Genomic DNA, 12,738 nt, shown 5'->3' with positions numbered 1-12,738 from the left:
AATGCATGGATTTCGGAAGCCACGGCGAGCCGATCGCGGGGATCTTGGGCGATCGCCGTCTTGTACTCGGCGATCGCCGTGTCGTAGTCGCCGGCGGCGATGGCGTCGTAGGCCTCCTGGTGGTGCGGCGGAAGCGGCAACTCCTCCGGCTCCGCCGGGACGGCGCCCGCGGCATCCGGGGACACGGTGCCGGTCACGCCGTTTTGCGCGGCCAGTGTCGCGAGCTGCTCGAGAACCTGCCGGACATCCGCCTCGGGAAGCTCGCCCTCGTAGAGGGCGATGGGGCGTCCGCCGATCACGGCGGCGACGGTGGGAGCCGCCGTGGCGTGGAACGCCTGCTGCAGCTGCGGGTTGGCGGCGGCATCAACCGTGGCGAGCACGAAACGGCCGGCGTACTCCGTGACGACCCGGGTGAGGGTCGGCGATGGCGTGCCCACGTAGAGCTCCACGACCACGGGCACGGTCTGCGAGAGGTCCAGGATGCCCGTGAAGTTGGCATCCGTGCCGTCGACGACGAGGGAGGGAACGGCCGCGGGTGCGACCGGGGCTCCCGCGGGCGGGGCCGGCGGCCGAACGAGGGAGGACAGGTCGACTGCCCCCCGGAGGTTGGCCGAAGAGGGCGGGGTGTTGGTCACGGAAGCTCCTTAGCCGAGATGAGTCCAGTGGCGAAACCGAGCAGCACGATCTTGTTCTTGCTTGACGCAGGCGGCAGGTAGAACAGCAACTGGTCGCCGTATACCGCAACCGTACCCTTTGTGGTGCCCGTGATGCCGGACAGCGACTTCACGGCGCCCTCCGGGTTCACGGATGCCCCGGCCTCGACCGGCTTGACCGTGAAGGTCTCGTTCAGGTAGACCGTGACGATCGCGCCGGCGTTGTTGCTTCCCAGGGTGATGTTGTCCCCCGGACCATTGCTGTTCGCGAAGGTCAGCGCGGCGGTCGCGGGCACCTTGGCCTGCAGCTCCTTGCGCTTGTCGAAGCCGATCTGCGTCAGCAGGGCGTCGTTCTTGAGGTCGAAGTACTTCGCGAACTCGCTCGTCGGCCCCTTCTCGATGATGTCGCCGTACGCGAGGGCGAGCTTCGACGGCGGGAGCGTGAAGAGCTTCGTCTCGTCGGGCAGTCGCGGAGCCCCGATGTTCGCGGGAGCAACGCCGCCGGGCAGCTTGGCTCCGGCCTCGAACTCGGTGGCGTAGTCCACCTTGAAGTCGGAGCGCGGGGTGGCCTGCACGAGCATCAGCGCCACCGGCGGCACGGTCTTGTCGGTGGGTGTCACCACGGTGAAGACGGTGCGTGGCCAAGTGTTCGACTGCTGCGGCAGCGTCACGTTCACCTCGCCAGCCGGGATGGCCGCCGGGGCCTTGTAGGTGTTGTCCACCTTGCGGATGGCGTAGTTGGCCGTGCGCAGCTCGAGGGCGGGGCCCTCGAATCGGCTCTTCAGCAGCTCGGGGTCGATCGCGGCATCGGCCTTCGCGGCAACAGCCGACACCTTCGCCACGATGTTCTTGAGCTGCGGCAGCGTCACCGACGGCGCCTGCAGCTTCTCGCCAACGGGCACCGTCGCGGTCGGCGTCGGGGTGGCGGTGGGGCTCGAGCCGCCGGTCATGAACTCCGGCCAGAGGTCGGCCGAGCATCCGCTCAGCGCCACGCTGCCCACCAGCAGGATCGGCACGACCGCGATCATGCGGCGTGAGGTCGAACGGCGTCCGCCCTTTGCCGCGATGGCCCCGGTCTTTCGCGGCTTGTACCCGCGCTGGCGCGGAACCTTGGGCATCTTCGGCGTCTTGCGACGCGGTCCACGGGAGCGGCGCAGATGCGCGAGCGCCCACAGGTAGATGCCGATGCCGATGAGCAGCAGGAGCCCGCCGCCGACCAGGAGCGGACCGGACCACGGGGTGCGGTTGTCGAGCGGCCAGCTGATCGTGAGGTGGTTCGGGGCCGGCTTCGCGCCGTCCGAGACGACCACGATGGAGATGTCGTCCGGCACGTTGACGAAGAAGTTGAGGCTCTTGGTGCGCGAGTACTCGTCGAGCCAGAGGTCGGAGCCGCGGGGATCGGGCACCTTGGTCTCGGAACCCGTGACGAGCTTGCTCGTGAGCGCGGTCTTGGCGGAGTTGATGCCGATCCGGTTGTAGCTCGCCTTTCCCACCCAGGCGAGAACGTCCTCGGTGCGGCCGTAGGCGGCGAACACCTTGTCCGGTCCCTCGATGGTGACGCTCTGGCGGCCGTCGAGGGCCTTGAGGGTCTTGCTGCTGATCACCGAGACCGTCGCGTCGTTCGGGACGACCGCGGAGGCGGTGATGCTGTCTGGCTCGGCCAGAATGGTTCGCTGGGCGATGCCGTAGGCGATCATTCCGAAAGCGATCACGAATGTGACGATGGCCGCGATAAATCGCACTGGGGTTACTCCTCTCGTGTTGCCGTGCTCGACCGGCGGTCGACAGCCCCAATCGCGATGATGGCGACGGCTCTCACCGAGGGTTCAGCCCCGGCGGCCACGGGCAAAGTACCCGGGGTGGCAACAGACAAAGACAACCCAGAGTAGCGCAACCACCCTGAGAGACGCCTTGAGGCCCCGAAATCCGGGGAATTCACCGCCCGGCGGACCCCAAATTCGGGCCCATGGCCGTCGTCGCCTCAGGCTAAACTCGAATGGCTCGGCCCGGGTCGCCCGGCGTCCGACCACAAACGCACGAGGAGAACCGTGGCTACCGACGACGAGACCTTCACCACTGCCATGCGCGGCTACAATCGCGACGAGGTGGACAGCGCCATCCAGGACCTGCGGCGCGAGTTGATCAAGGCCAACCAGGACAAGGCGGAAGCCGCCAAGGAGCTCAAGCGGCTCAATGCGACTGTCGAAGACCTCCAGGCGGAGATCGAAGAGACCGGAAGCCCCACCTACAGCGGCCTGGGCACGAAACTCGAAAACACCCTCCGGGTCGCCGAGGAGCAGTCCACCCGGCTGATCAGCCAGGCGGACATCGACGCGGAGCGCCTGCGCAGCGGCGTGCAGGCGGAGATCAACCGCCTGAAGGTCGAGTCCGTCGAGAACGCGGAGAAGGTCGTCTCGGACGCCCACGTGAAGGCGAGCGGCATCCTCGACGCCGCGACGCTCGAGGCGTCGGAGCTGCTCGAGCGCACGCGGGATGAGGCGGAGATCGTCACCCAGGACGCCCTGCGCGAGGCCGCGGCCATCCGGGGCGCCGTCGCGACGGAGGCCGCAGAGGCCAGGACGACAGCGAAGCGCGAGGCCGCCGCGGTGCGGGCGGAGGCGGAGCGCGAATCGGCCGAGCTGCGGCTCGTCGCCGTGCGCGAGGCCACCGAGGCGAGGGATGCCGCGGCGAAGCTGGCCCGGGAGACCGAGATCGGCCGCGCGGAGTTCACGAGCGAGAGCGAAAAGCAGTGGGGCGACCTCGCCCGCGATGTCGAGCAGCAGCGCACCGACCTCGCCCGGGACATCGAGTCGTCCCGCGTGGAGCTCGAGCAGACCACGGACACCCGTCGCGCCGAGTTGACGCGCGAGATCGAGGAGACCCGCGCCCAACTCGAGCACGACACCGCAGCGGCGCGCACCGCCCTCGAGCAGGAGATCGCCGAGGCGCGGTCCAGCCTCGAGCAGGAGATCACGCTCGCCAGGACGACCCTCGAGCAGGACACCGCGGCGGAACGCGCGGCCCTCGACCAGGACACCGCCGCAACCCGGAATGCCCTCGAGCAGGAGACCACGGCCGCGCGGAACGCCCTCGAGGAAGAGACCACCGCCGCACGCAACACCCTCGAGGAAGAGACCACGGCCGCGCGGAACGCCCTCGAAGAGGAGACGAACGCGGCGCGCAACGCCCTCGAGCAGGAGATGGCCCTCGCCCACGCCACGCTTGAGGAGGAGACGGCGGCGGCTCGCGCCGCCATCGAACTCGAGACCACGACGGCACGTGATGCCCTCGAGCTGGAGACCTCGGCCGCTCGCGCCAAGGTCGAACAGGAGACCAAGTCCGCCAGGGCGAAGGTCGACCTCGAGGTCAAGCGCACCCGCAAGCAGCTGGCTCAGGAGGTGACGGAGGCGAAGGCCATCGTCGAGGCGGAGATCGCCGCCGAGCGCGCCAGCCTCGCCCACGACATCGAACAGCAGCGCACCAACGTCAGCCGCGAGGTCGAACAGAAGCTGGCCGACGTCACCCGCGAGGTCGAGCAGACCACGGCGCAGCTGAAGCACGACACCGCCGAGTCGCGCACCCGGCTCGCGCTCGATGCCGAGCAGGCCCGCACCGACCTGGATGTGGAGCTCAAGTCGCGCCGGGACGAGGCGGAGAAGGAATTCCTAGCCAAGCACCAGGAGGCGGTCGCCCAGACCCAGAAGTACCTCGAGGAGGCCAACGCGCAGCTCGCCGAGGCCACGAAGGCCGCCGCCGCGAAGCGCAAGGAGGCCGACACCGTGGACGTGGACGCCCGCGCCGAGGCGAAGGCGTTGCGCGCGAAGACCAGCGACGAGGCCGCCGAGATCCTGGCCAATGCCGAGGCGCGCGCGAAGGCCATGGTCAAGGACGCCGAAAAGCGCACGGCGCAGCTCGTGTCTGACGCGGAAGAGCGGCTCTCACAAATTAGAATCGAACGCGAAGCGGTCGCCGGCTACTTCGAGAGCCTGCGCAGCGTGCTGACCCAGGCCGAAAAGGTCGCTACCGACAAGTAATCCACGATCCGGGGGAGACGCCGTGAAGATTCAGAACGCCTTTCGGGTCGGACTCCTCGGGGGCCTCGGCGTTATCGTCGCCATCGGGATCGGCTCCGCCGTCACCTCGCTCTCCACGATCCTCACCTACATCGGCGCCGCGCTCTTCCTGGCGCTCGGGATCGACCCGGCGGTGTCGTGGCTCGAGAAGCACAAGTTCCCGCGCTGGTCGGCCATCCTCACGGTGCTCCTCGGCATCGTCGCCGTGTTCGTGGGACTCGTGTTCGCCGTCGTGCCGGTGATCGTCGACCAGGTCAGCAATCTGCTCTCCAACCTGCCGGACTTCATCAAGACCGTGACCGAGTCGACCTGGATCACCGACACCCAGAAGAGCCTCCCGAGCTGGATCAACCTCAACGAGCTCCTCACCAACGCGGGCACCTGGCTGAAGAACAACGCCGCGACCATCGGCGGCGGCATCCTCTCCGTGGGCATCGGCATCTTCAGCGGTGCGGCGGGGTTCGTGATCATCCTCATCCTCACCCTCTACTTCGTCGCCTCACTCTCCAACATGAAGCGCGGGCTCTACCGGCTCGTGCCGGCGTCGAAGCGCGCCGCGTTCTCCGACCTCGCCGAGCAGATCACGGCATCCGTCGGCCGGTACGTCGTCGGCCAGGGCACCATCGCGTTCGCTAACGGCCTGTTCAGCTTCATCTTCCTGTCGATCATGTCGATCTATGGCCTCAAGTACCCCGCACTGTTCGCCTTCATCGCGTTCCTGTTCGCCCTGGTGCCGCTGGTGGGAACCATCACGGGCAGCGTGATCATCGTGCTCTCGACCCTGCTGCTCAGCGGACCGGGGATCGCGCTCTGGGTCGCGATCTACTACCTCGCGTACATGCAGATCGAGGCGTACGTGATCAACCCGCGAGTGATGTCGCGGGCCGTCAAGGTGCCCGGCGCGGTCGTCGTGATCGCGGCCCTGGCCGGCGGATCGCTGCTCGGCATCCTCGGGGCGCTCATCGCGATCCCGGTGGCCGCGGCCGTGCTGCTCATCATCGACCAGGTGCTTGTGCCGCGACAGAACGAACTGTAAACGGCTCCGACGTCACTCGGCGAAGGTGTCCGGCAGCGGCAGCGCCGCCGGGTTGAGGCGCAGCACGATCTCGCTGAGCACCCGTCTGGTCTGGCTCTCCCCCACCCAGAGGTGCTTTCCGCCCTCCACCGCCACGAACTCGACCTCGGGTACAACCGCAAATCGCGCGGCCGCCTCGGCCGGCCTCAGGTAGTCGTCCAGCTCGGGGATCACGGCCACCAGTCGCTTGCCGCTCCCTGCCCACGCGGCGAGCTCGGCATCCGAAGTCCTGTGCAGCGGCGGAGAGAGCAGGATCGCGCCGTCGATCGGGTACTCGAGCCCGTACTTCAGCGCGACCTCGGTGCCGAACGACCAGCCGACGAGCCAGGGATGCGGCAGGCCGCGTTCGGCGACGAACTCCATCGCCGCCGCCAGGTCGTGCCGCTCGTCCACGCCGTGGCCGAATTCTCCCCCGGATACCCCGCGCGGGGAGGCGACCCCGCGAAAGTTGAAGCGCAGCACGGCGAGGTCCGCCAGGGCGGGAAGCCGAGCCGCGGCCTTGCGGATGATGTGGGAGTCCATGAAGCCCCCGTGGGTCGACAGCGGGTGCAACGCCACGATGGTGGCCACCGGGGCCGCGGAGACCGGCAGGGACAGCTCCCCCACCAGGGTGAGCCCGTCCGAGGTGTGGAACTCCACGTCTTCCCGGCGGGCCGGGAGAATCACGCCGGCCTTGACGTCCACGGCGGTCTACCTGATCTTCCAGCAGTGCGCGTGCCAGTGCCGCCGGGCGGCGATGCCGTCGGCCTCACCCATGAGCCCGTCCGCGCGCCAGGCCACGACGTGGGCCGTGCCCGGCGTGATGTCGAGGCCGCAGCCCGGGCAGATGTAGGTCTTCGCCGCCGAGGTCGCAGACACCGGCTGCACGTTCCAGGCGCCGTCGCGCTTCGTCTCGGTGCGCAGGCTGCCGTAGAGGGCGCGATTCAGGTCGATCTCCGACTCGTCGTCGCCCGGGCGTGCCCCTCGAGGGCGATTGGATCTGGGCATTGCTTAACTCTAAGCTCTCGGACCAGCCCGAACGCAGACGCAGTCGAGCGACGGATCAGTACCAGCCGCTGGATTGGCTGTGGCCCCACGCCCCGCACGGGGTGAGATAGCGGCCCTGGATGTAGTTGAGTCCCCAGGTGATCTGCGTCCTCGGGTTGGTGGCCCAGTCGGCGCCGGCCGTGGCCATCTTGGAACCCGGGAGCGCCTGAGGGATGCCGTAGGCACCGCTCGGGTTGCTCGCGTACACGTTCCAGTGCGATTCCTTGTTGAAGAGCGAGACGAGGCAGGCGTACTGGTCATCGCCCCAGCCCCTGGCGTGCACGAGTTCGTAGCCGATGGCCTGGGCGGTGCCCGGGTCCGGCACACCGACGGCCGGGGCCCCGGACGCCGGCTTGGGAGCGACGACGACGACCTTCTTGGTGACCTTGTAGCTGTCCCGGGTGATGTCGACCGCGAGGTCGGCGGAGACGCTGAGCGTCTGCACCTCACCCGGGGCGAACGCCGCGGGCTCCGCGTTGACGGGAGGGGTGCGGTCGGGGGCTATGGTCAGCACCAGCATCAGGGCCGCCGCGGCCAGAAAAGCGAAGGTCGGCAGGAAGTTACGGCGGCGGATGTGGTGCCCACGAGGCCCGGCCCCGGTCCCGGATGCGGGAACCTGGGGCGACGAAATCCTCTGACGACTACCCACGATGTTTCGATTTTAGCCCAGAAGCGCCGAAAAAGCCCATCGAGGGGTCAGCGCACCGCCAGCATGACGTTAACGACGGAGTCGATGAGCAGGTCCACCTGGGCCTCGCGGTACCCGCCCCTGCCCGGACGGAAGGCGATCGTACGCACCTCTTCGATGCTCATCGGCTTGCCCTCCTGGAAGTACTTGACCAGTCGGTCGGCGAACGCATCCACGTCTTTGCGGTTGTAGCCGTTGCTGAGGAAGTTCGCGCGATCGAAGCGCTGGCCGGCCGGCCGGGCGAGACGATTGAGGATCTCCTGGGCGATCGCCTTGGCCTCGGTGTACCAGGCCTCGTCGCCCATCAGCTGGATTGCGCGCTCCCGTTCCCGGCTGGCGAAGGCATCCTCGAGGCGCTCGAGCGCCGCGTCGACATGCACCGCTGAGTATCCGCCCTTCTGCATCTCGAAGGCCATCCGGCGGATGCTCTCCGACGTCACGACGGCCGGACCCGACAGGTCGGCGGCGTACGCGCGGCGGGCGTCCTCGAGAAAGTCTTCGACCTGGTCGATGCTGTAGCCGCGTCGGGAGTTTCGGGTGCGGGGAAAGGTAGTGCTCACGCGCCTATTCTGCCCTATGCGCCAGAGAAGAGGCGCCCGGGCCTAATGCACGAACAGATAGAGGATGTAGGCGGCCGCCGCGCTCGGCAGGATCGAGTCGAGCCGGTCGAGAAACCCTCCGTGGCCGGGCAGCCAGGTGCTGATGTCCTTGATGCCGAGGTCGCGCTTGATCAGCGATTCGGTGAGGTCGCCGACCGTGGCGGTGAAGACGATCACCGCCCCGAAAATGAGCCCGAACCACCACTGTTCGTGAAGCATGAACAGCGCGAGCAGCACGCCGCCGACGAGGGCGGTCGTCACCGAGCCGGCGAACCCCTCCCAGGTCTTCTTCGGGCTGATTCGCGGAGCCATCGGATGCTTGCCGAACGAGAGGCCGGTCGCGTAGGCCCCCGTGTCGATCGCGATCACGAGCAGCAGGAAGGCGAGCGTCCACCACTCGCCACGGGGCTGCGCGGTGAGCAGCACCGCGAAGCTGCCCAGGAAGGGCACGTAGACCAGCACCAGGGTGCCGGCCGCGACATCCGCCAGCACCTCGCGGGAGCTTGCCCGATGACTCGCACCGGCGAGTTCGGCGAGGCGCCAGAGGGCCACGAAGACGATGCCGGCCAGGGTGACGAGCCACTTGCCCTCGTCGCTCCAGTAGTAGGCCGCAGGCACCGTGGCGAGCGCGGCGACGAGGGTGGGCCAGCGGGGCACGTCCCGGCCGGCGAAGCGCAGCGCGCTCGCGAGCTCGAAGGAGGTGAACCCGACCAGCGCGCCCGCGAAGATCATGAACAACGCCTTGTTGACGACGAGGCTCAACACGAGCCCGAGTCCCAGCCCCACGCCGATGAGGATCGCGAGCGGCAGGTTGCGGCCGGTGCGTGCCTCGATCTTCACGTTGGTCGCGTCGATCTGGGCCCGCGTCACGGCGACCTGGGTCTTGAAGTCTTCCTCGAACGCGTGTGCACGCGCCTCAATGTCTTCGCGTTTGAAGAAGCGAAGTCGTTTCTTCGGCGCCGGCGGTTCGCCTTCTGGGGGATCCGTCATCTAGACCTCGAGAAGCTCGGCTTCCTTCTTCTTCAAGGCATCATCGATCGCGTCGATGTGGCTCTTCGTGATGGCCTCGAGGTCCTTCTCGCCGCGAGCAACCTCGTCGTCGCCGACCTCCTTGAGCGCGTCGAGGTCGTCCTTGGCCTTGCGCCGGATGTTGCGGATCGAGATCTTCGCGTCCTCACCCTTGGCGCGCACGATCTTCACGAACTCCTTGCGGCGCTCCTCGGTGAGCTCCGGCAGGGTGGCGCGGATGATGACGCCGTCGTTACCGACGCTCGCGCCCAGGTTGGGCGCGTTCACGATCGCCCGCTCGATCTCGCGGAGCGCGCCCTTGTCGTACGGCGTGATCACGAGAGTGCGTGCCTCGGGATTGCTCATGCCGGCGAGCTGCCCGAGAGGGGTCGGCGAGCCGTAGTAGTCGACCAGGATCTTTTGGAAGAGAGCCGGATTCGCGCGACCGGTGCGGACATTGCTGAAGTCGTCTTTGGCGGCTTCGACCGATTTGTGCATTTTTTCTTTTGCTTCGGCCAGGACGTCGGAAATCACTGAGGTCTCCTTCAGGGGATTGGGACTAACTGAGTTTATCGGCCTAGACGGAGACGAGCGTGCCGATCCGCTCGCCCCGGATGGCGGCGGTCACATTGCCGTGCGGCTCCATGCCGAACACCACCATGGGCATCCTGTTGTCCATGCACAGGCTGAAGGCGGTCGAGTCGACGACCTTGAGGCCCTGCACGAGCGCCTCCTGGTAGGTGACGTGCTCGAGCTTCTGGGCGTCGGAGTTGGTGCGCGGGTCGTCGTCGTAGACGCCGTCCACCCCGTTCTTGGCCACGAGAACCACGTCGGCACCGATCTCGAGCGCGCGCTGGGCGGCGACGGTGTCGGTGGAGAAGTACGGCAGGCCGGCGCCGGCGCCGAAGATCACGACGCGGCCCTTCTCGAGGTGGCGTTCGGCGCGACGCGGGATGTACGGCTCGGCCACCTGGGTCATCGAGATCGCGGACTGCACGCGGGTCTGCACGCCGGCCTTCTCGATGAAGTCCTGCAGGGCGAGCGCGTTCATCACCGTGCCGAGCATGCCCATGTAGTCCGCACGTCCACGGTCCATGCCGCGCTGGCTGAGCTCGGCTCCGCGGAAGAAGTTGCCTCCTCCGACGACGATCGCGACCTCCACGTCTTGCGCCGCCGCGGCGATCTCCTTCGCCAGCTCGCTCACGACATCCGGATTGACGCCGATGGCGCCGCCACCGAATGCTTCACCGGAGAGCTTCAGCAGAACCCGTCTCTTGCGCGCGGCTGTCATGCTGTCTCCTTCGTTTATGGCTCGTTACAGGCTATCGGATGCGGACTGGCCCACTCCCCCGGTGAGTCGTCCCGGCGCCGTCCGTGGCGCGGCGGCCACGGGCACCGACAGGCGTGCGCGAAAAGGCCCGGACCGCGTCAGACGTGGTCCGGGCCTTCGTGTCGTGCGAGGTGGTTAGGCGCCGACCTTGAAACGGGCGAAGCCGTTCACGGTGAGTCCGGCATCCTTCAGCACCTTGGCGACGGACTGCTTGTTGTCGCGGGCGTAGTCCTGCTCGGGGAGCACGACCTGCTTGAAGAAGCCGTTGACGCGGCCCTCGATGATCTTCGGAAGCGCGGCCTCTGGCTTGCCTTCGCCGCGGCTGATCTCCTCGACGATGCGACGCTCGGCCTCGACCTGCTCGGCCGGGACCTCATCACGGCTGAGGTACAGCGGGTCGGCGAAGGAGATGTGCTGCGCGATGCTGCGAGCGGTCTCCGCGTCGTCACCCGAGTAGCCCACGACCACGCCGACCTGCGGTGGGAGGTCCTTGTTGGTCTTGTGCAGGTAGACGGCGAACTTCTCGCCGGAGATAACGGCGACACGGCGGAGAACGATCTTCTCGCCGAGAATGGCCGCCTCGTTGCCGATCAGGTCCGCCACGGTCTCGCCGTTCACGGGAGCCGCGAGGCCCTCCTCCGGCGTGGTGGCGCCGGCGGCCACGATGGCGTCGAGCACGGTGTTGCCGAGGGTAACGAACTTCTCGCCCTTGGCCACGAAGTCGGTCTCGCAGGACAGCTCGATGAGCGTGGTGGTCGAACCGCTCTCCTTCGCCGCGACGAGGCCTTCGCTCGTGGAGCGGTCGGCACGCTTCGCGTTGCCCTTTGCACCCTTGAGGCGAAGCAGCTCGGTGGCCTTGTCCAGGTCACCGCCCGCCTCGACGAGGGCGTTCTTGGTTTCGACCATGCCGGTGCCGAGGCGCTCGCGCAGGGTCTTGAGGTCTTCCAGGCTGAAGTCTGCCATGGCTGTTCCTTACTTGGTCTCGTCGGCTGCGACTGCAGCGGCTGGCTTCTTGGCGGCTGCCGGCTTCGCGGCGGCCTTCGGGGTCTTCTCGGCCTCGGTGGCTTCGGCCTCGATCTTGGCCTCGGTCTCGGCGTCGGACTCGACGTGGTGCTCCGGAACGATGGTCACGTCTGCGGCGGCCTCGTGCTCGGCGACAACCGCGTCGGCGTCGTTCTCCTCGACCGGCACCTCGGAGGCGATGACCTCGGCGACGGCCTCGGTGTTCGACTCCGTGGACTCGACGCGACCGTCAACGGCCTCGATCTTCTCGGCCTCGGTGGACGGGGTCTCGGAGGAGGCGAGAAGCTCGGCCTCCCACGCGGCGAGCGGCTCGACGGCTTCGCCCTCGGCCGGCTTCTGGTGACGCTGGATGAGGCCCTCGGCAGCGGCATCCGCAATGATGCGGGTCAGCAGTCCCACGGAGCGGATGGCGTCGTCGTTACCCGGGATCGGGTACTGCACCTCGTCGGGGTCGCAGTTGGTGTCGAGGATCGCGATGACCGGGATGCCCAGCTTGTGCGCCTCGTCGATCGCGAGGTGCTCCTTCTTGGTGTCGACGATCCAGATCGCGGACGGGGTCTTCGTGAGGTTGCGGATACCGCCGAGGCTCTTCTGCAGCTTCACGAGCTCGCGGCGCTGGATGAGGAGTTCCTTCTTCGTGTAGCCACGCGTGGTGTCGTCGAAGTCGACCTCTTCGAGCTCCTTCATGCGCGCGAGACGCTTGGAGACCGTCTGGAAGTTGGTGAGGAGTCCACCGAGCCAGCGCTGGTTGACGTAGGGCTGGCCGACGCGCTGCGCCTGCTCCTCGATCGAACCCTGGGCCTGCTTCTTGGTGCCGACGAAGAGGATGGTGCCGCCGTGGGCGACGGTCTCCTTGACGTAGTCATAGGTCTTGTCGATGTACTGGAGCGACTGCTGCAGGTCGATGATGTGGCTGCCCGAGCGCTCGGTCAGGATGAATCGCTTCATCTTCGGGTTCCAGCGACGCGTCTGGTGTCCGAAGTGCACGCCACTGTCGAGCAGCTGGCGGATGGTAACAACGGCCATGAGCCGTCTCCTTTTCTGCGCACGCCCGCGTTGTTGCACGGCACGACGCTATTTCAGTTTCTTATGACCGCCGGTCGGCGGCCAATCCTGGTGCTCTGGCACACGTCCGCCCGACCCGTGAGAACGAGTGGGGACTGGTGGAGGTGTGCCACATCCAAGGGATGCAGTGGGCACGCGTAGTCACCCCACCGTGGTGGAGTGCTGGTTTCGAGTGTAGCACCGGCCCGCGGGGCCCTC

General features: G+C 67.5%; 12 protein-coding genes and 1 pseudogene. 2 read left to right on the top strand and 11 right to left on the bottom strand.

Annotation, left to right across the window (positions count from 1 at the left end; genetic code table 11):
• Positions 1 to 635: pseudogene (locus tag ACHZD8_RS05700) on the bottom strand (co-chaperone YbbN); the annotation flags it as partial.
• The gene (locus ACHZD8_RS05695; RefSeq protein ID WP_394769193.1) at positions 632 to 2,365 is read right to left on the bottom strand and encodes a hypothetical protein; all 1,734 of its coding nucleotides are present in this window, start codon (positions 2,363 to 2,365) and stop codon (positions 632 to 634) included. The gene ACHZD8_RS05695 and the pseudogene ACHZD8_RS05700, both read right to left, overlap by 4 nt.
• Positions 2,366 to 2,701: 336 nt before the next feature.
• Here ACHZD8_RS05695 and ACHZD8_RS05690 point away from each other — a divergent pair, with 336 nt between their 5' ends.
• Positions 2,702 to 4,687, top strand: coding sequence for a DivIVA domain-containing protein (locus tag ACHZD8_RS05690; RefSeq protein WP_394769192.1), 1,986 nt, complete (start codon positions 2,702 to 2,704; stop codon positions 4,685 to 4,687).
• A 22-nt stretch (positions 4,688 to 4,709) separates the two neighbouring features.
• On the top strand, positions 4,710 to 5,762 hold the full coding sequence (locus ACHZD8_RS05685; RefSeq protein ID WP_394769191.1) for an AI-2E family transporter: 1,053 nt from the start codon (positions 4,710 to 4,712) through the stop codon (positions 5,760 to 5,762).
• Between the two features lie 12 nt (positions 5,763 to 5,774).
• On the opposite strand, the gene ACHZD8_RS05680 is transcribed toward ACHZD8_RS05685, so the two are convergent.
• From ACHZD8_RS05680 to rpsB, 9 genes are all read right to left on the bottom strand, one after another.
• Complete coding sequence (locus tag ACHZD8_RS05680; RefSeq protein ID WP_394769190.1) at positions 5,775 to 6,485, bottom strand: alpha/beta hydrolase; 711 nt, start codon at positions 6,483 to 6,485, stop codon at positions 5,775 to 5,777.
• A gap of 6 nt (positions 6,486 to 6,491) precedes the next feature.
• A complete protein-coding gene (locus ACHZD8_RS05675) occupies positions 6,492 to 6,788 on the bottom strand; it encodes a hypothetical protein (RefSeq protein ID WP_394769189.1) in 297 nt (98 codons plus the stop codon).
• 55 nt (positions 6,789 to 6,843) lie between these two features.
• The gene (locus ACHZD8_RS05670) at positions 6,844 to 7,458 is read right to left on the bottom strand and encodes a transglycosylase SLT domain-containing protein (protein ID WP_394769194.1); all 615 of its coding nucleotides are present in this window, start codon (positions 7,456 to 7,458) and stop codon (positions 6,844 to 6,846) included.
• 65 nt (positions 7,459 to 7,523) lie between these two features.
• Positions 7,524 to 8,075, bottom strand: coding sequence for a DivIVA domain-containing protein (locus tag ACHZD8_RS05665; RefSeq protein WP_394769188.1), 552 nt, complete (start codon positions 8,073 to 8,075; stop codon positions 7,524 to 7,526).
• A 42-nt stretch (positions 8,076 to 8,117) separates the two neighbouring features.
• Positions 8,118 to 9,104 (bottom strand): phosphatidate cytidylyltransferase, encoded by a 987-nt coding sequence (locus ACHZD8_RS05660; protein ID WP_394769187.1) that lies wholly within the window; start codon positions 9,102 to 9,104, stop codon positions 8,118 to 8,120.
• On the bottom strand, positions 9,105 to 9,656 hold the full coding sequence (frr, locus tag ACHZD8_RS05655; RefSeq protein ID WP_147783797.1) for a ribosome recycling factor: 552 nt from the start codon (positions 9,654 to 9,656) through the stop codon (positions 9,105 to 9,107).
• 43 nt (positions 9,657 to 9,699) lie between these two features.
• Positions 9,700 to 10,413, bottom strand: a complete 714-nt coding sequence (gene pyrH, locus ACHZD8_RS05650; protein ID WP_394769186.1) for a UMP kinase — start codon at positions 10,411 to 10,413, stop codon at positions 9,700 to 9,702.
• 174 nt (positions 10,414 to 10,587) lie between these two features.
• Positions 10,588 to 11,415 carry a translation elongation factor Ts gene (gene tsf / locus ACHZD8_RS05645; RefSeq protein ID WP_394769185.1) on the bottom strand — a complete coding sequence of 276 codons (828 nt, stop codon included), beginning with the start codon at positions 11,413 to 11,415 and terminating at the stop codon, positions 10,588 to 10,590.
• A 9-nt stretch (positions 11,416 to 11,424) separates the two neighbouring features.
• Positions 11,425 to 12,501 (bottom strand): 30S ribosomal protein S2, encoded by a 1,077-nt coding sequence (rpsB, locus tag ACHZD8_RS05640; protein ID WP_394769184.1) that lies wholly within the window; start codon positions 12,499 to 12,501, stop codon positions 11,425 to 11,427.
• Positions 12,502 to 12,738 lie beyond the last annotated feature (237 nt).

Source organism: Lacisediminihabitans sp. (assembly GCF_043726815.1).
In the GTDB taxonomy this organism is placed as follows: Bacteria; Actinomycetota; Actinomycetes; order Actinomycetales; family Microbacteriaceae; genus Lacisediminihabitans.
Note: the sequence above shows the minus strand (reverse complement) of the source record. Positions and strands in the feature narration are given on the sequence as shown.